Annotated in this window: 7 protein-coding genes; all 7 read right to left on the bottom strand. The window is 68.4% G+C overall.

Annotation, left to right across the window (positions count from 1 at the left end; all coding sequences use genetic code 11):
* Positions 1-30: 30 nt before the first annotated feature.
* The 7 genes from BAU06_RS18260 to BAU06_RS18290 all read right to left on the bottom strand — a co-directional run bounded on the left by BAU06_RS18260 (position 31) and on the right by BAU06_RS18290 (position 18327).
* On the bottom strand, positions 31-4710 hold the full coding sequence (locus BAU06_RS18260; protein ID WP_156770273.1) for an NEL-type E3 ubiquitin ligase domain-containing protein: 4680 nt from the start codon (positions 4708-4710) through the stop codon (positions 31-33).
* Positions 4711-4918: 208 nt separating this feature from the next.
* Positions 4919-9799, bottom strand: coding sequence for an NEL-type E3 ubiquitin ligase domain-containing protein (locus BAU06_RS18265; protein WP_156770274.1), 4881 nt, complete (start codon positions 9797-9799; stop codon positions 4919-4921).
* A gap of 111 nt (positions 9800-9910) precedes the next feature.
* Positions 9911-11269, bottom strand: a complete 1359-nt coding sequence (locus tag BAU06_RS18270; RefSeq protein WP_066353253.1) for a tryptophan--tRNA ligase — start codon at positions 11267-11269, stop codon at positions 9911-9913.
* A gap of 29 nt (positions 11270-11298) precedes the next feature.
* Positions 11299-12390 carry a cell division protein ZapE gene (zapE, locus tag BAU06_RS18275; RefSeq protein ID WP_066353256.1) on the bottom strand — a complete coding sequence of 364 codons (1092 nt, stop codon included), beginning with the start codon at positions 12388-12390 and terminating at the stop codon, positions 11299-11301.
* 160 nt (positions 12391-12550) lie between these two features.
* Positions 12551-13978, bottom strand: a complete 1428-nt coding sequence (gene lpdA, locus BAU06_RS18280) for a dihydrolipoyl dehydrogenase (protein WP_066353258.1) — start codon at positions 13976-13978, stop codon at positions 12551-12553.
* Positions 13979-14141: 163 nt separating this feature from the next.
* Positions 14142-15377, bottom strand: coding sequence for a 2-oxoglutarate dehydrogenase complex dihydrolipoyllysine-residue succinyltransferase (gene odhB / locus BAU06_RS18285; RefSeq protein WP_066353260.1), 1236 nt, complete (start codon positions 15375-15377; stop codon positions 14142-14144).
* Positions 15378-15456: 79 nt separating this feature from the next.
* The gene (locus BAU06_RS18290) at positions 15457-18327 is read right to left on the bottom strand and encodes a 2-oxoglutarate dehydrogenase E1 component (protein ID WP_066353261.1); all 2871 of its coding nucleotides are present in this window, start codon (positions 18325-18327) and stop codon (positions 15457-15459) included.
* Positions 18328-18791 lie beyond the last annotated feature (464 nt).

The following is an 18791-nucleotide window of genomic DNA, read 5'->3' on the forward strand; positions in this document are numbered from 1 at the left end:
GGACTGCGAACACGGCGCCAGGGCGGCGCATCAAGGCTGTTCCCTGGGAGACAAATAGCCGCGGCTCAGCGGGCTCAAGGCGCGATAGCGGATCTCGCGCATGATCCCCGGCCCGAGGTTCGTGCGCGCGTCCTGGCGCAGGCCTTCGTCAGCCGGGTCCAGGCCCAGCTTTTCCATTTCTTCGCGCAGCCGCGGTTCGAACGTCGTCTCCAACAGCCGCCGGGCTTCTTGCTCCGCCGCCGCGTAGGCCGCGGCGTCCTTGCGCTTGAGCAGGCTCTGCCAGGGTTCGTAGTCCAGTACCAGGAACTGCGCGAACTCGGCACGCTCGCGCGCCTGCACGGTTTCGCGGGCCTTGAGCAGGTCGTGGGCGGTCACGAAGGAAAGGTCATAGAAGCGCATCATCGGCGCGACCGTGGCCAGGCCCAGTGGATCGCGCAGCCGCACGGCATAAGCCAGGTAGAGCTCGATGGGGTCTATCACGACCCGGCTGCGCTCCTGCGCCCTGGCAATAGCCGTCAGCACTTCAAGGCGGAACATTTGCCTGGCGGTGTCGATGACCTCCGGCACCCGGTCGTCGAAAAGACCCGCCCGCACGTCGTCGTTGCGGCGCAGGTTCTGCGTGTCGTTCCAGGTGGAGATCAGGCGGTCCTCGCAGGTTTCCGTGCCCCCCTGGCAAACGGCCAGCGTTTCCCGCAGCAGCGCCTGGCGTTCCGGCCTGGAGATCTCTTCCAGCCATTCTTCCACCTGGGCCCGGAACGCCGGATCGCGATAACTGACCGTCGTGCGCAGCCTGTCCAGGAACACCGCGAATTCCAGCGCGTCGGCGCGGCGGCCCAGCGTGCGATCGATGGCATCCCAACGGGATTGCGCGTCCACGGCCGGGCGGCTCCACCAATACCGGACCGACCGGCCCACGGTGCGGGCGCGCTGCGATGCCACGCCCATGCCATCGTCGAAGAAAATGCGCGGCCCGGCCCCGCCTATGGCGATGACCGGTATTGCTCCCGGCGCCAGCGGATTGCCGTCAAGGTGGATGGTGCACGAGCGCAGCGCCGCGACGTTGGCGGGCAGGTCCTCGATCGCATTGTGCTGGACGGAAACCAGGGTCAGGCTGGTGGGCAGGCCATCGGGCAGGCGGCGCAGGCGGTTGCGCGGCACGATCAGCATTTCCAGCCGCGATGGCAGGTTGGCCGGCAAATCGTCCAGCGCGTTATGCCCGGCTTCGAGAATGCGCAGCGATCGCGGCAGCTCGCCCAGCGACTGCAGCCGGTTCCAGGAGACGGCCAACTCGTCCAGCCCGTCGGGCAGCACCGGCAGCTGTTGCAGGCGGTTGTGCTCGGCATGCAATACCCGCAGCGTCGACGGCAGGTCATCCGGCAGGCGCGTCAACGCGTTGTTCGATGCATCCAGCAGTTCCAGCCCGCGCGGCAATCCCGCCGGCAGCGCTTCCAGGCCGTTTTCCCGCAGCACCAGCTCCGTCAATCCACGCGGCAGCGGCGGCACTTCCGTCAATCCGTTGTTCCCCAGCCCCAGGCGCACCAGTCCCGGCGGGAAGGCCAGCGTCGCACGCCCGAGCCGGTTGCCGGAGACATTCAGCTCCAGCAAGCCGCGCGGCAGGTTGGGCGGCAATTCCGACAGGCCCGTGGCTTCGGCATCGAGCACGGTCAGGCGCGCCGGCAAGCGGGTCCAGTCGCGGATGGGATTGCTCGATACGTTCAATACCGCCGTGTCCCGCGGCAGGGGAGGAATGCTGTCGATACCGCGATGCGACAGGTTCAGCTTCATTTCCCAGCGGCCACGCTGGTTGCGCAGCACGGCCTTCAGCGTGGACCGGTCCAGGCCGCCATAGCAGCGCATTTCCCGTATCCGAGCCTGCAGGTAGAGCACCGTGAGCTCCCGCGGCGTCAACGCCGCGTCGGTCGCCCGCGCGTCCAGGTTCCCGCCGGCTTGCGGATCCTGGGCCATCCACTCCGACCAGGCCTGCTCCAGTCCGGGATCCAGGGACGGCTCGCCCCGCGCCAGCATGGCATCGAAGGGATCGTCGTTGTGCAGGAGCCCGGTCATGTTGTTATAGACGGCCGCCAGTTCATCCACCGCTGCCTCGGTCGTCCCGAACCTGAGCGCCTCCAGGTCCAGATGCCAGACATCGCCGGGTGCCGGACGGTCCAGCGACGGCCTGGGCGCGGCCGCGGCGGCGCCCGCCCCAAGGACGATGCGCGGCGCGCCGCCCAGCAAGTCGTAATGGGCGCTGAAGGCGTTCAGGATCGCCTTGCCCCGCCGATCGCCGGCGATCCGGTCCAGCAGCGCCCGCAGCGCATCGGCCTGCTGCGGCGTTGCGCCCCGCACGCTCGCGCACAGCTCATCGCGGAACCGCGCCAGTTGCGCTTCGCCGGGCGTCACGCGCGTGCCCGGCAAGGGCGCCGCGGCGATCCGCGTCCCGCCCAGCGCCCTGACGCGTCCCAGTGTCAAGCCGCCGCCCGCCAGCCGCGGCGCCTCGGCCTGCCGCCACAGGCCCTGCGAGCGGTCATACACCAGGCAATGCGCGACGACGTCCGGCATGACGCCTTCCGGTGCCACCGCCCGCCAGATCGCCCGTTCCGGCGTGGACGCCGCCGCGTCCCGCGTCACTTGCACGTAGTCCGAACCGAGACGCGCGTAATGGGAGCCGGCCAGCACGACCGTACCGTCTTCCCGTATCCGGCTGCCTTGCAGCGCGTGCACCAGTTCGGGCAAGCCGACGCGGTAGCGTTGAAGGCTGGCGATGGGCATCGCCTGGTGCAGCCATCCCTCGCTGTCGGCCAGCAGCAGCGCGCCAACCCGCTGCCCGGCTGCGTCGACCTGGGTGTAAGCGCCGGTACGCTCTCCGTAAGGCAGCAGCCGCAGCTTGCCACCGCCCAGGCTGCGCGCGGGTACCGGCGAAAGCGCCCGGATGGTGTCCATCGTTTCCGGCGCGGTCCTGGATACGGCCTGGATCCGCCATACGCCATCCGGAATGACCGGCGCCCGGGACCGCGCCGCGATGCGTTCCAGGACATCGGCCAGCCGCGGCGCGGTAGCGCGCAGCCGTTGCGCCATGCGCTGGACATCCATGGGACGCAACCGCCCCAGCTGGCGGATCGCCGCGCCCTTGACGGTGCTTTTGATGCGTTCGCCGACCAGCGGCACGCGGCCGGCCGCACGCCGCAAGGAGGCCGCGGCGATGCTGCCCGCCGCATCACCGAAGCGCACGCCCAATCGCAACCAGGGCACGGCCGACCGGGCCGCCGTGCCCGCCAGCCGTGCACCGGTACCGACAAGCGGCAACAGCGACAAAACGTCGAAGCTGCCATGCAGCAACGCCGTGGCGATGTCGCCTTTGCTCAGGGACACCACCATGGCGCGGAAAGGAATCAGGTCCAGCAGCGTGTCCACCGCCCCTTCGGACCACGTCTGGCCGCGGGCGGCATCGCGACCCCGCGCGATCTCGTCGCGGAACACCTCGGTCATGCGAGGGCGCAGGGACGCGTAGGGACCCGAAGCCAATTGCTCCATGCCCAGCCGCGGCAGCCACCGCCCGGGCTGCGCGGCCAGCCTGGCACGCGCAGCGCCATCATGGAACACCCGCTCATGCTCGCGTTTCAGCCAGGACTCGATCGACTCGCGCTCCGGCACCCCCTGCACCTCGCCCGTCTGGAAAGAAACGAAACAGCGGTGCAAGCGATCCGCCGTTTGCAGGGACACGACGTAACCGCGCGACACCGCGGTGCCATAGGCGTCGGAGAATTTCGCCGCGTCGCCGGCGCGCATGCCCATGAGGCGCGTGAAGAAGCGCATTCGCGCGCGCGATACCGTCACGGCCGCCGTGTCCGGATCGATGCCGTGCTGCCTGGCATGCAAGGCCACGCGGGCCGACAGCCATTGGGCCAGGTGCGTGGACATGCGTGTCTGGTGCTCGTCGAAACGCCTGCCGAACTCGGCGTGCAGCGAGGCCGGCAAGGCCGCGCGCACGCGCTCGACATGCGCCGGGCCAGGGCTGCGGCCCGCGCGCGTTTTCATCCGGCGTATCGCGGCGGCATCCAGCCGGTCCGCCTCGAAATAGAACGCGCCGGCCGTCCTGTCCCGCAGCAAGGGCGGCGAGGAGGCCGAGATATTCTCGGTGGCCGCCCGATAGCTGGTATCCAGCAAGGCATGCGGATCGATATCCTGGGCATGCAACAGCGCGTCGGCCAGCTGCCGCCGGCCCGGCAGCGGCGGTTCGCTCGCCAGGCCCTGGAGGGCCTGATACAGCGCGATCTCGTCCTGGAATCCGGTGCGCAGGAAGGCATCGACCTGCCCGGCGATCCGGTCCGCGTCCCGCGACATCCAGGCCGCGTCGTCCACCTTGCCCTCCAGGCGCGCCAGGACGCACAGGACATCCGAGACGGTGCCGGACAACACCTGGTCCGCGATGGCCTCGCGGCCCAGGGCCACCAGGTCTTCCGTGCCCAGGCCCGCGAGACCCACGTCCAGTTCCCGCGCCGCCAGCACGCCCATCCTATAGGCCATGCGCTGCCGGCTGTCCCCGGCGATGCCGGCGGGCACGACGATATCGGGCAGGCTATCCAGAGGGTGCGCGCGGTACGGCAGGCACAGGGCAAGCAGATTCCACACATCCGCCAGCGCGACATCGCCCATGTCCGGCGCGGGCGCCCGCCCGGCCGGCGGGACCGCCTCGGACAATGCCCTTGCCACGCCGCTTTCCTCGCCGCGCTCCGCATGCGGCTTTGCGCCCTTGTCCCCTATCGCGGGCGCTACCGGCGGTGGCGCGACACCGCCTGTGCTTACACCTTGTGTTCTCACTGCTTAACCTCGACCAGCATAGGAATAACGGCCAGCATCGCGCCGAAGGAAGCTAAGTCGGCGTCGGAAAATTCGGGTTCCCCCGCACGGGAATATCGGATTAGTCCGAGGTGACCGGCACGGGCGTGGCCGCCTGCAGCAAGGCGCGCGTCAAGGGCTCCATGGCGGCGTACCGAAGCGCGCGCACGATTCCCGGGCCCAGGTCCTTGCGGGCGTCGTCCAGCACGGCGGGGTCGGCGGGCAGCTGCAAGCGGTCGAGCTCTTTTCCGAGCTCCTCGTCGAAGCGGTCCCGCACGGCCTCGTCCGCCGCGGCCTGCGCCTGCGCATAAGCCTGGGGGTTCTTGCGCTTCAGCAGGGTCTGCCAGGGCGCGTAGTCGAGCACCAGGAACTTGTCGAACTCCTCGCGCTCGCGCGAGCGCACGATTTCGCGCGCCTCGGCAAGGTGCTCCTCGTCGACCGCCAAGGCATCGTGGAACTGCATTCTTGGCGCGACGAAGGTCAGCTGCAGTGCGTCGCGCAGATGCACCATGTGGGACAGGTATACCTCCAGCGAGTCGACGCTGCGTCCACCGTGCGTCCGCGCCAAGGCCAACAGAACGCGTTCCTTGCGGCGCGCGATCTCCGTCAATACATGGATGCGGAACATCTGCCGGGCAATATCGACGACCTCCGCGACGCGGTCGTCGTACAGTCCCAGGCGGATATCGTCATTGCGATGCAGGGCCTGCAGGTCGTTCCAGGCCAGCGTGATGCGGTCGTCGCAGGTTTCCGTTGCACCCGCGCACAGGGCCAGCGTCTCTTCCAGCAGCGGCCGGCGTTCCGGCCTGGAAAGGTCCGCCAGCCAGGCTTGCACCTGCGCACGGAAACCCGGGTCGCGGGCGCTGACGGTATTGCGCAGGCGCGCCAGGAAGCGGATGAACTCCGCTGCCCTGCCCCGCATCGCGGGGACCAGCGCGATGGCGTCCCATCGCGCCTGCGCATCCTGGAATGCCCGCGTCAGCCAGGGCCGCACCGCCTGGTCCAGCGTAAGCTCGCCCGATGGCGCACCGTGCGGAAAGGCGCCATATGAGAACCGCGGACCGGGCACGCCGGCGGGAATGGCCGGGATGGCGCCGGCGCGCAGCGGGTTGCCGTCCAGGAAAATCCAGCAGCGCGTCAACGCGGCGATAAAGGGCGGCAGCTCCGTTATCGCGTTGTCTTGCAGGCCCAGGAACACCAGTTGGCCCGGCAGGTTATCGGGCAGGCGCGACAGGCGATTGTTCGACACCACCAGCACCTGCAGCGCCGCGGGCAGATCCTCAGGCAGTCGGCCCAAGCGGTTGGAACGCGCATCCAGGATACGCAAGCTGCCGGGCAAAGCGGGCAAGGTCTCCAGGGAGTTGAAGGACAGGTCGGCTTCCTCCAGCCCCTCGGACAGCGCATGGGGCAGGCCGGCGAGCCGGTTGCCGCGCGCCAGCAGGACTTTGAGCGCACCGGGCAGGTGTTCCGGCAGCCCCGTCAATACGTTGCCGTTTACGTTCAGCATTTCCAGCCCGCCCGGCAGCCCGGGCGACAGCGCCGCCAGGAAGTTCTCGCTGACGATCAGCTCCTTCAACGTGGCGGGCAGCGCGGGCAACCGGGTGAGCCCGTTGCGGGCCATTTCCAGGCGCTCCAGGCGGGGCGGCAAGACCATGGCCGTGCCCCGCAGCATATTGTTGGACACGTTCAAATACACCAGGCTCGCGGGCAGGTTCGCGGGCAGCCTCCGCATGCGCGTCCGCTCGGCGTGCAGCACCGTCAAGCCATCCGGAAGATGGCTCCAGTCCTGGATAGGATTATTGGAGACGAGCAACACCCTGGTGTCGCGCGGCAGCGGCGGCACGCTGTCCAGGGCGCGTCCGGAAAGATCGATTTTCATGGCCGTCCTGCTGCCCGGATGCCTCAACAGCGACTGCAGGGACGCGCGATCCAGGCCGCCATAGCAGCGCATTTCCCGCAGCTGCGTACGCAGGTGGGACACCGCGGCCTGGCGCGCAATGATCCCGGGGGCCCGTCGCCGCTGCGTCGCGGCCGCGCGCGATACCCCCACGGACCCTTGCGAAATCCAGGCCGCCCAGGCTTGTTCCAGGCGCGGGTCCAGGGGCGGTCCTGGCTGGATCGCCAGGGCTTCGAAGGGGTCCCTTTCCTGGAGCACGCCGGTCATGTTGTTGTAGACCGCCGCGAATTCCTGCACCGCGTCCCCGGTCGTGCCGCGCCCCAGCATGTCCAGGTCCAGGTTCCACGCGGTGCCGGAAACCGGGTGGACCAGGCTGGGCCTGGGATGCGCCGCATGGCCGCTTTCCCGCAGGACGATCTCCGGCACCTGGCCCAGCAATTCGTAATGCGCCGTCATGGCGTTCAGGATGGCCTTGCCGCGCGGATTGCTGGCTATCAAGTCCACCAGCGCGCGCACTGCCTGCACCTGCACGGGTGTGGCGCCGCGCATGTTCGCTGTCAAGGCGTCGCGGAAGCGCGCCAGTCGCGCGGCATCGGGCGTGATCCGTACATCGGGCAGGGACGCCACGGGAACAGCCCTGCCGCCCGCCGGCCGATAGCCCCCCGCCAAACCCGGTGCCGGCGTGTGGCGCCACAAGCCCTGGAGCGGGTCGTAAACCAGCCGGTACGCCACCATATCGGGCACGACATCCGGCGGCGCCGCGGCGCGCCATATCCGCCGCGCACCGGTGGAGGCGGCCAGGTCGCGCCGCACCTCCACGTAGTCCGGGCCCAGCCGGGCGTAATGCCTGCCATCCAGGGCCACGGTCCCATCCGCGCCCGGGCGCCGACCGTCCAGCGCGCGCAGCACGGCCGGCGTCGCGACGCGGTACCGCTCCAAGGTCGCGAGCGGCAGTGTCCGGTGCAGCCAGCCGCCGCTGTCCGCCACCAGCAGGGCGCCTACCCGCCGCCCCGCGTTGTCGACCTGGGTGTACGCGGCGCGCCCCTCGCCATAGGGAAGCAGGGCCAGCCTGCCGCCTTGGGGATTGCGCGCCATGACGCGCGGCGCCGGCCCGATCGCATCGGCGGCGTCGGCCGCGGCCGAGGCGCCGCGGCCCATGGCGCCCGCGCCTTTCATGCGGTTCATGCCGCTCATGCCGCTCCCGGTAGCGGCGCCGATGCCGCGTTCCAGCCGCCACACCCCGTCGGCGACAAACGTTCCCCGGGCGCGCGCGGCGATTCCGTCCAGGATGCCGGCAAGCCTCGGGGCGGAGGCCCGCAAGGCCTGCGCCACGCGGGCAAGATCCAGGGGCCGCAGGCGTCCCCACCCATGCACGGCCGACGTCGCCAGGGCCGCCCTGACCTGCCCGCGCAACAGCGGAATACCCGCGCCCAATTGCCGCAAGCCGCCGGCCGTCCTGGCGGCCAGCCTGCCGCCCAGGCGCAAGCCCATGCCCAGCCAGGGGGCGGCCGCCCGCGCGACCGCCCCGCCCAGCCGGACGCCGGCGCCCACCAGCGGCACCAGCGACAGCACGTCCAGCCCGCCCATCACGATCGCGCTCGGGACGTCGCCCTTGCGTAGCGCCACGACCATCGCACGGAAGGGAATCAGGTCCAGCAGCGTGTCGACCGCGCCCTCGGCGTACGTGTGGCCACGCAGGCCCTCGCGCCCGCGCTCGATCTCCGCGCCGAAGGCGCGGGACAGCCATTCCCGCATGCCGTCCCACGGTCCGGATGCCACGTTTTCCACGTCGACAACGAAGTCGCCCTGTCCATCCGCGCCGCCGGGCCGCGCATCCGCCGCGGCATCGCCGAATACCAGCCGGCGCTCGCGCTCCAGCCACGCGGCCAGGGACGTCTGCGGCGGCACGACATGGAGGGCGCCGGTATCGCCGGCGATGAAACAACGATGCTTTCCCGCCATGGAGACCAGGAATCCCCGCGACGGCAGCTTGTCGCCCACATCGCGATACACCGTGCCGCGGCCGATGAGGGAGGTCGCCGCGCGCGCCAGGCGCCGCAGGCTGGCTCGCGATACGGTCACCGTCGTCGCCGAGAGATCGATGGCAGCCTGGCGGGCGTGCATGCCCAGGCGCACGGCGAGCCATTGCGCCAGCAGCGTGGACATCCGCTCGCGGTGGCCGTCGAAGCGGCGACCGAACTCCGCATCCAGGGACGCCGGCAAGGCCGCGAGCACCCGCGCGATATGGGCGTCGTCGGGCGTGCCGCCCGCGCGCGTTTTCATCCTGCGCAGGATGGGGGCGTCCAGCTTGTCCACCTGGAAATAGACCTCCCCCGCTTTCCGATCCAGCACCAGCGGCGGCGAAGAGGCGGAGACATCGCCGATGGCCGCGCGATAGCCGGTGTCCAGCAAGGCATCCGGGTCGATATCCTGGGCCCGCAACAAGGCGTCGGCCAGTTCCCTCCGTCCCGATGGCGGCGGTTCCGCGACCAGCCCGTCCAGGGCCTCGTACAGGTCGATCTCGTCCTTGAACTCCGTTCGCAGGAAGGCGTCGACCTGCCCGGCGATCCTGTCCGGATCGCGCGACGCCCAGGCCGCGTCGTCTATCCTGCCCTCCAGGCGGGCCAGGGCCACCAGCACCTGGCTGGCGCTGCCAGCCATGACATGGTCGGCGATGGTCTCCTGCCCCAGGGCCAGCAGTTCATCCGTGCCGTGCCGGCGCGTATCCAGCCCCAGCTCGCGCGCGGCCAGCACACCCGCCCGGTAGGCCATGCGGCGCCTGCCGTCCCGGGCGATGGCATCCGGCTCGGCGATGTCGCCCGGTCCTGGCAGCCGGGGGCCGTGGGTCAGCCACAGCGGCAGCAGCTTCCAGGCGTCGGCCAGTTGCAGGTCCGAAGCGGGGGGCTTCGTACCGCCGGCGGACCCGCCCACCCGGGCCAGCGCGCTGGCGATCGCGCCGCCCACCTCCACCGCGGCAGCGCCGGCGTCGCCGGCCATATCCGTGTTGGTGGCCTCGTCCGCCATCGGTCGGCGGGCGAGACCGGTGCGCCCGACTTGCGTAGCCACGCTCTCCCCTCGATGCAGGACTGGCGCGAAGGCGCCTTTACGGGGAGGTAAGTCGATATCGGAAAATACCGGTTCCCGCGTGGGAACCCGGATGGTCAGCGTATGGCGGCACTAGTCCGCGCGCGCCAGCCCCTGCAGGGTTTCCCGCGTGCGCGCCAGGGCCGCTTCCCGCGCCGCGTCATCGGCGGCCGGGGGGCCGTAGGCCACGGGAGCATCGTCCAGCGCGGCCAGGTAGGCCATGCCTTCGGCCCGCAGCGATGGCGTCTCGGTCTGCAGGCGGCGCATCGCCGCGCCGGCCTGCTTGGGATCGGCATAGGGGATGGAGCACAAGAGCTCTTCGCCGTCGGCCGCCAGCAGGCGGAAACGGAAGCTGCCCGTCTCGTCGCGGAAGCTGACGAAACGCGCGGCGCGCGAGGCGGCTTTTTTGCTGCCCGTCGCGGACGCCACGCCAGGGCTGCCGCCCAGCCGGCGCAAGCCCACCGCATCGCGCAGCCGGGCCATGAAGGGCATTGCCAGCTTGCGCGCTTTTTCCGCGCCCGCCATGAGGATGTCCTCGATGCGGGCCGGCGCGGCCATCAAGGCCACGTAGCGTTCGCGCATCTCGGCCAGGTCGCGCTCCAGCAGGTCGCACAGGGCCTGCTTGGCGTCGCCCCAGCCCATGCCCTGCTCCAGTGCCTGGCGGAACGCCGCCGACTCCCCCGCCGGGGCAAAGGCGCGGTAAAGGGTGTACAGGTGGGAATTTTCCGCGTCCTTGGGTTCGCCCGGCTGCCGCGAATCCGTCACGATGCGCATGACGGCGGAACGCAGGGCCTTGGCGCCGCCTTCGAACAAGGGAATGGTGTTGTTGTAGCTCTTGGACATCTTGCGCCCGTCCAGGCCGGGCAGCGTCGCGACGTCCTCCGCGATGACCACGTCGGGCAGCACGAAATATTCGTCGCCGTACAGGTGATTGAAGCGCTGGGCGATGTCCCGCGCCATTTCCAGGTGCTGGATCTGGTCCCGGCCCACGGGCACCTTGTGGGCGTTGAACATCAGGATGTCCGCCGCCATCAGCACCGGATAGGAGAACAGGCCCATGCTGATGCCATCGTCCGGGTCCACGCCCTTGGCGGTGTTCTGGTCGACCGAGGCCTTGTACGCATGCGCGCGGTTCATCAGCCCCTTGGGCGTGACGCAGGTCAGCAGCCAGCAGAGCTCGGGGATCTCCGGAATATCCGATTGCCGATAGAAGGTGACCCGCTCGGGGTCCAGCCCGGCCGCCAGCCAGGTCGCGGCGATTTCCAGCCGGGACCGGGCGACGCGCGCCGGATCCTCGGTGGTCTTGATCAAGGCGTGGTAGTCCGCCAGGAAGAAAAATGCGTCCACGCCCGGCTGTTCGCTGGCCTGGATGGCGGGGCGGATGGCGCCGGCGTAATTGCCCAGGTGGGGCGTGCCGGAAGTGGTGATGCCGGTAAGGACGCGGGTGTTCATGGCGTTCGCAGGAAAAACAAAGGGAAAGTTTACAGCGCCACCGTGTCGCGCCGCGCCGAATCCAGGTATTCCTTGGATTGCATTTCAATGATCCGCGACACGGTGCGATGGAATTCGTTGGCCAGCGAGCCTTCCGTGTAGAGGGCTTCCGGCTCGGCCGCGGCCGACATGATCAGCTTGACGCGATGGTCGTAGAACACGTCCACCAGCCAGGTAAAGCGCCGCGCTTCCGAGGCATTGCGGGGCGCCATTTTGGGCACGTCCGACAGGATCACCGCCTGGAAGCGGCTGGCCAGCTCCAGGTAGTCGTTCTGCGAACGGGGACCGCCGCACAGCGTGGCGAAGTCGAACCATACCACGCTGCCCGCCAGCGCCTTGGCGTGCAGTTCGCGGTGCTCGATATGCAATACCGGCGTCTGCGGCGCGTGGTCGGCCAGTTTGTCGAAGGCCTCTTGCAAGGCCGCGTCGGCCTCGGGCCCGAGCGGGGTATGGTAGGCCTGCACCTGGTCCAGCGTGCGCCGGCGGTAATCGACGCCGGCGTCCACGTTCAGCACGTCCATGCGGGCCTTGATCAGCGCGATGGCCGGCAGGATGCGCTCGCGGTACAGGGCCTCCGGGTAGAGCTTGTCGGGCTCGTAGTTGGAGGTCATCACAAAGGACGTGCCGTTCTCGAACAGCTTGAGCAGCAGCCGATGCAGGATCATCGCGTCCGCCACGTCGGACACATGGAATTCGTCGAAGCAGATCAGCCGGTAGCGCTTGGCCACGCGGCGCGCCACTTCGTCCAGCGGGTCCTGCATGCCTTTGACTTCCTGCATTTCCCGGTGCACGCTGCGCATGAACTCATGGAAATGCACGCGCGTCTTGCGCACCACGGGCACGGTGGCATAAAAGGCGTCCATCAGGAAGCTCTTGCCGCGCCCCACGCCGCCCCACAGATACACGCCGCGCGGCACGTCCGGCCGATTCAGCAACTTCTTCAGGGCGTTGGAACGCAAGGCCTTGAAGCCCACCCAATCGTCGTAGTACTGCTGCAGGCGCTCCACGGCGCGCTCCTGCGCGGCGTCGGATCGATAGCCGCGCTCGGCCAGCGCATGCTCGTAATACTCGCGGACATTCATTGGGATATTCCCGCAAACCAAAGAAAAAGGCGGATCGTCGCAATCCGCCCCGGCCGCGCCGGCGCCCCCTCATGGCGGCGCCGGGCGTAGTTCAGCATCCCGGCCGGCGCATGCCCTTTCCCAGGGGCAGGGCATTGCGGCACGCCGGGACGATGCGCCCTTAGAAGTTCAGGGTGCGCTTGTCCACCGCCAGCGCGGCTTCCTTGACGGCCTCCGACAGGGTCGGGTGGGCGTGGCAGATGCGGGCGATGTCTTCCGCGGCGCCGCGGAATTCCATGATCGTGACGGCTTCGGAAATCAGTTCCGAGGCCATCGGGCCGACGATGTGCACGCCCAGGACTTCATCCGTCTTGGCATCGGCGATCACCTTCGCGAAGCCCGTGGTATCGCCCAGCGCGCGCGCGCGGCCGTTGGCCAGGAAGGGGAAGCTGCCGGCCTTGTACTCGCGGCCCTCGGCCTTGAGCTGCTGTTCCGTCTTGCCCACCCAGGCGATTTCCGGCGAGGTATAGATCACCCACGGCACGGTGTCGAAGTTCACGTGGCCATGCTGGCCGGCGATACGCTCGGCCACCGCCACGCCTTCTTCTTCGGCCTTGTGCGCCAGCATCGGGCCGCGCACCACATCGCCGATCGCCCACACGTTGGGCAGGTTGGTCTTGCAGTCGCCGTCGACGGCGATAAAGCCGCGCTCGTCCAGCTTCAGGCCCACGGTATCGGCCTTCAGGCCGTCGGTATAGGGCACCCGGCCGATCGAGACGATCAGCTTGTCCACCGACAGGGTCTGCGCTTCGCCCTTGGCGTCGGTGTACGACACCGACACGGACTTGGCGGTGGACTTGACCTCGCCGATCTTCACGCCCATCTGGATGTTCAGGCCCTGCTTGGTGAACACCTTCAGCGCTTCCTTGGCCACTTGCTGGTCGGCGGCCGCCAGGAACTCCGGCATGGCTTCCAGGATGGTGACCTCGGCGCCCAGGCGGCGCCACACGCTGCCCATTTCCAGGCCGATGACGCCGGCGCCGATCACGCCCAGCTTCTTCGGCACGGCGTCGATGGCCAGCGCGCCGTCATTGGACAGGACGTTCTTCTCGTCGAAGGGCAGGCCGGGCAGCGGGCGCGCGGCCGAACCGGTGGCCACGATGATGTGCTTGCCCACCAGGTCTTCCTGGGTGGGGCCGCTTACCTTGACGCCCCAGCCGCCTTCCACCTGGCCGGCGAACTCGCCCTTGCCGTGGAAGAAGGCGACCTTGTTCTTCTTGAACAGGTAAAGGATGCCGTCGTTGTTCTGCTTGACCACCGAATTCTTGCGGCCCAGCATCTTGTCCACCTTGACGCTGGCGCCCTTGACCTCGATGCCATGATCGGCGAAGTGATGGTTCAGCTGCTCGTAGTGCTCGGACGACTGCAGCAGCGCCTTCGAGGGAATGCAGCCGACGTTGGTGCACGTGCCGCCGGGCGCGGGGCCGCCCTGCGCGTTCTGCCAGGCGTCGATGCAGGCGACCGACATGCCCAGCTGGGCGGCGCGGATCGCGGCGATGTAGCCGCCGGGGCCGGCGCCGATGACGATGACGTCGAATTGTTTAGACATGGATTTCTCGCGGGTTGGTGCGGTGGGAACCGGCTGGACGCCGGACCGACCGGCGGGGTGAGGCGCATGTTGGCGGTCCTGCGCGGACCGGCCGCGGCGTGGCGCGCGGCCGGCCGGCAGGACAGGCGGTCCCGGCGGGCATCCGCCGGGACCGCCGCATCGCTTACAGTTCCAGCAGCAGGCGCTGCGGATCTTCCAGCGCTTCCTTCATGGCGACCAGGCCCAGCACGGCTTCGCGGCCGTCGATGATGCGGTGGTCGTAGGACATGGCCAGGAAGTTGATCGGGCGGATCACGATCTGGCCGTTCTCGACGACCGGGCGCTCCTTGGTGGCATGGATGCCCAGGATGGCCGATTGCGGCGGGTTGATGATGGGCGTGGACAGCATGGAACCGAACACGCCGCCATTGGAGATGGAGAACGTGCCGCCCGTCATTTCCTCGATGCCCAGCTTGCCTTCGCCGGCGCGCCGGCCGAAGTCGGCGATGGTCTTCTCGATTTCGGCGATGCTGAGCTGGTCGGCATTGCGCAGGATGGGCACCACCAGGCCGCGCGGGCTGCCTACCGCGATGCCGATGTCGAAGTAGCCGTGGTAGATGATGTCCTTGCCGTCCACCGAGGCGTTCAGCACCGGATACTTCTTCAGCGCGGCGACCGCGGCCTTCACGAAGAACGACATGAAGCCCAGCTTCACGCCGTGCTCTTTCTCGAACTTCTCTTTGTACTTGTTGCGCAGGTCGATGACGGCCTGCATGTTGACCTCGTTGAACGTGGTCAGGATGGCGTTTTCCTGCTGGGACTGCAGCAGGCGCTCGGCCACGCGGGCACGCAGGCGGCTCATGGGCACGCGCTGCTCGGGGCGGCCGTCCAGCGACAGCTGGGTCGGCGCGGGCGCAGGCGCGGCGGCGGCGGGCTTGGCGGCGGGCGCGGCGCCGGCTTCCAGCGCATCGCCCTTGGTGATACGGCCGCCACGGCCGGTGCCGCTGACGCTGTCGGGCGACACGCCCTTGTCGGCCATGATCTTGGCGGCGGCGGGCGACGCGACGGGCGTCGAGGCAGCCGGGGCCGGCGCGGCGGCGGGCGCGGCGGCGGCAGCGGCCTGGGCGGCCTTGGGCGCTTCGGCGGCGGGGGCGGTGGGCGCGGCGGCGGCGGCCTTGCCTTCGGTGTCGATGCGGGCGATGACTTCGTCGGACGTCACCGTGCTGCCGTCGCCCTTGACGATTTCAGCCAGCACGCCGGAGGCCGGCGCGGGTACTTCCAGCACAACCTTGTCGGTTTCGATTTCGATCAGGATCTCGTCCGCCTGAACGGCCGCGCCAGGTTGCTTTTTCCACGTCAGCAGCGATGCCTCGGACACGGATTCGGACAACTGGGGGACTTTGACTTCGATTTGGGCCATTTTTCTTCCGTAAAGTGATGTTCGTGTGATCTACGCGCGCGCGTCCGTACCCCGGACGCGCGCCTGTTCGCGCTCGCGCTTACTTGGTCAGCATGAAGCCCTTGTACTTGGGCGCCAAGGCCTGTTCCACCAGGGCCTTCTGTTGTTCCTGGTGCTTGGCCAGATAGCCGACCGCGGGCGAAGCCGAGGCGGGACGGCCGGCGTACGCCAGCTTCTGGCCCTCGGCCATGTTTTCGTACAGGTGATGCTGCACGTAGAACCACGCGCCCTGGTTCTGCGGTTCGTCCTGAACCCAGATGACTTCCGTGGCCTTCGGGTACTTGCGCAGTTCGGCCTCGAAAGCCTTGTGCGCGAAGGGATAGAGCTGCTCGACGCGGATGATCGCGACGTTGTCCAGGCCGCGTTCCTTGCGGGCATTGACCAGGTCGTAGTAGACCTTGCCGGAGCAGGCCAGCACGCGCTTGACCGATGCGGCCTTGATGCTGTCGTCCACTTCGCCGATCACGGGGCGGAAGCCGCCGGTGGTCAGGTCGGCCAGGGGCGAACCGGCATCCTTGTTACGCAGCAGCGACTTGGGCGTCATGATGACCAGCGGCTTGCGGAACTGCCGGATCATCTGGCGGCGCAGCAGGTGGAAGATCTGCGCGGCCGTCGTCGGCTGCACGACCTGCATGTTGTTGTCGGCGCACAGCTGCAGGAAGCGTTCGATGCGGGCGGACGAGTGTTCCGGGCCCTGGCCTTCGTAGCCGTGCGGCAGCATCATGGTCAGGCCCGACTGGCGGCCCCACTTGGCCTCGCCGGCGCTGATGAACTGGTCGATCACGACCTGCGCGCCGTTGACGAAGTCGCCGAACTGCGCTTCCCAGATGGTCAGGGTGTTGGGCTCGGCGCTGGAATAGCCGTACTCGAAACCCAGCACCGCTTCTTCGGACAGCACCGAGTCGATGACGACGAAGGGCGCCTGGCCTTCCGACACATTCTGCAGGGGGATGTAGGTACCGTCGTTCCAGCGTTCGCGATTCTGGTCGTGCAGCACCGCATGGCGGTGCGTGAAGGTCCCGCGGCCGGAGTCCTGGCCCGTGATGCGCACGGCGTAGCCGGACGAAACCAGCGTCGCGAACGCCAGGTGCTCGCCCATGCCCCAGTCCAGGTTCAACTCGCCGCGCGCCATCGCGCGGCGGTCGTTCAACAGGCGCGCCACCAGCGGGTGCACGGTGAAACCTTCCGGCACGGTGGTGATGCGCTCGCCGATGCGCTTGAGCTCGGCCAGCGGCACGCCGGTGTCGGCCTGGTCCGTCCACTTGGCGCCCAGGAAGGGCGACCAGTCGATCGCGTACTTGCTCTTGTAGTCCGTCAGCACCGGCTCGATGGTGCGGTGGCCGTCTTCCATCAACTGGCGGTAGTCCTTCACCAGCTGGTCGGCTTCCGCGTCGGTCAGGACGCCCTGGGCGACCAGCTTATCGGCGTAGGCCTTGCGGGTGCCGGGATGATGGCTGATGCGCTTGTACATCAAGGGCTGCGTCAGCGAGGGGGTGTCCTGCTCGTTGTGGCCCAGCTTGCGGAAGCAGACGATATCCACGACCACATCGTGGTGGAACTGGGCGCGATAGTCCAGCGCCAGGCGCGTGACGAAGACGACCGCTTCGGGATCGTCGCCATTCACGTGGAACACGGGCGCTTCGATCATCTTGACCACGTCCGTGCAATACAGCGTGGAACGCGTGTCGCGCGGATCGGACGTGGTGAAGCCGATCTGGTTGTTGATGACGATGTGCAGGGTGCCGCCCGTGCCGTAGCCGCGGGTCTGCGCCAGGTTCAGCGTTTCCATCACGACGCCCTGGCCGGCAAAGGCCGCGTCGCCGTGCACCAGCACCGGCAGGACCTGCTTGCCTTCGTGGTCGCCGCGGCGTTCCTGGCGGGCGCGGACGCTGCCCTCCACCACCGGATTGACGATTTCCAGGTGCGAGGGATTGAAGGCCAGGGACAGGTGCACCGGACCGCCACGCGTGGACAGGTCGCTGGAGAAACCGTTGTGGTACTTCACGTCGCCGTCGGTCAGGCCTTCGGCGTGCTTGCCTTCGAATTCGGCGAACAGGTCACCGGGCATCTTGCCCATGATGTTCACCAGCATGTTCAGGCGGCCGCGGTGGGCCATGCCGACCACGATCTCCTGCACGCCGTTTTCGCCGGCGTGGTGGACCACTTCGTCCATGGCCGCGATGAAGCTTTCGCCACCTTCCAGCGAAAAGCGCTTCTGGCCCACGTATTTCGTGTGCAAGAAGCGCTCGAGACCTTCGGCTTCGGTCAGCTGCTGCAGGATATGGCGTTTATGTTCCGTGGAGACCGGCGGCGAGCTGAGCGTGGATTCCAGGCGTTCCTCGATCCATCGCTTGACCGCCGGATCCGAGCAATGCATGAACTCGGCGCCGATGGTGCGACAGTAGGTGTCGCGCAGGCTCTTCAGGATATCCCGCAGCGTCATTGTGCTGGCGCTGGTGAAATAGGTATTGGTCGCGGAATAGACCTGGTCCAGGTCGGCTTCCGTCAGGCCGTAGAAAGCGGGATCCAGCTCGGGGATGTTCGGGCGTTCCTGGCGCTTGAGCGGATCCAGGTCGGCATAGCGGGAGCCCAGGGTGCGATAGGCGCCGATCAGCTGCTGCACCGACACCTGCTTGGAAGCGACCGACAGATCGGGCTCCTGGGCACGATGCACGAAACCATTGGTGCGCGCGCGCTGGGCGAACGACGCAACGATGGGAGCGTGGGCTTGATCGCGGGTGGTTTCCTGGCCGTCCGTGGCGGGCAGGTGCTGCAGCGAATCGAAATAGCTGCGCCAGTTGTCGCCGACCGCCGAGGGATTGTCGAGATAGGCTTCGTAGAGCTCTTCGACGTAGGGAGCGTTGCTCCCGAACAGATATGAGGTGGACTTGGATTCGATCTCAGTGGACATATAACGCTTCACCTTACCGGGTGCTTCACCCGTTGCGATGCAGGAAAACCTTCCGCGACACGGCTCAACCGGTTGGCGGATAGCGGGGCAGAAGGCACGTACAAGCCTTGATAGCCGTATCGAAGCAGTATAGCGCTTTGTCCGACGGCCCGTGCGTTACGCAGCGGGCCGGACAACGGGGATCAACGCCGCGGCCACATTTTGGCCATATTTCGTGGCGGGACGGAGACAATACGGCCTTTCAGCCCGCGGTCAGTACACGAGGTCGTCGCAATGGCGCCGCCATACCGTGCCGCCCTTGCCGCCCCCCACACCGGTGCGCGCGGGGATTTACGCCGCGCTGCAACAAGCTTCCGCCCGCGCTTTCTGCTGAAATACACGGCCGGTCCTTTTCCGCCGCCGCGCCCGCGTCCCAACCGGATGCCCCCGCCCCCACAACGGGCGCCGCGCGAGGCCATTCCCCC

The sequence above is a fragment of the Bordetella bronchialis genome, from assembly GCF_001676705.1.
GTDB classification, from domain to species: domain Bacteria; phylum Pseudomonadota; class Gammaproteobacteria; order Burkholderiales; family Burkholderiaceae_B; genus Bordetella_C; species Bordetella_C bronchialis.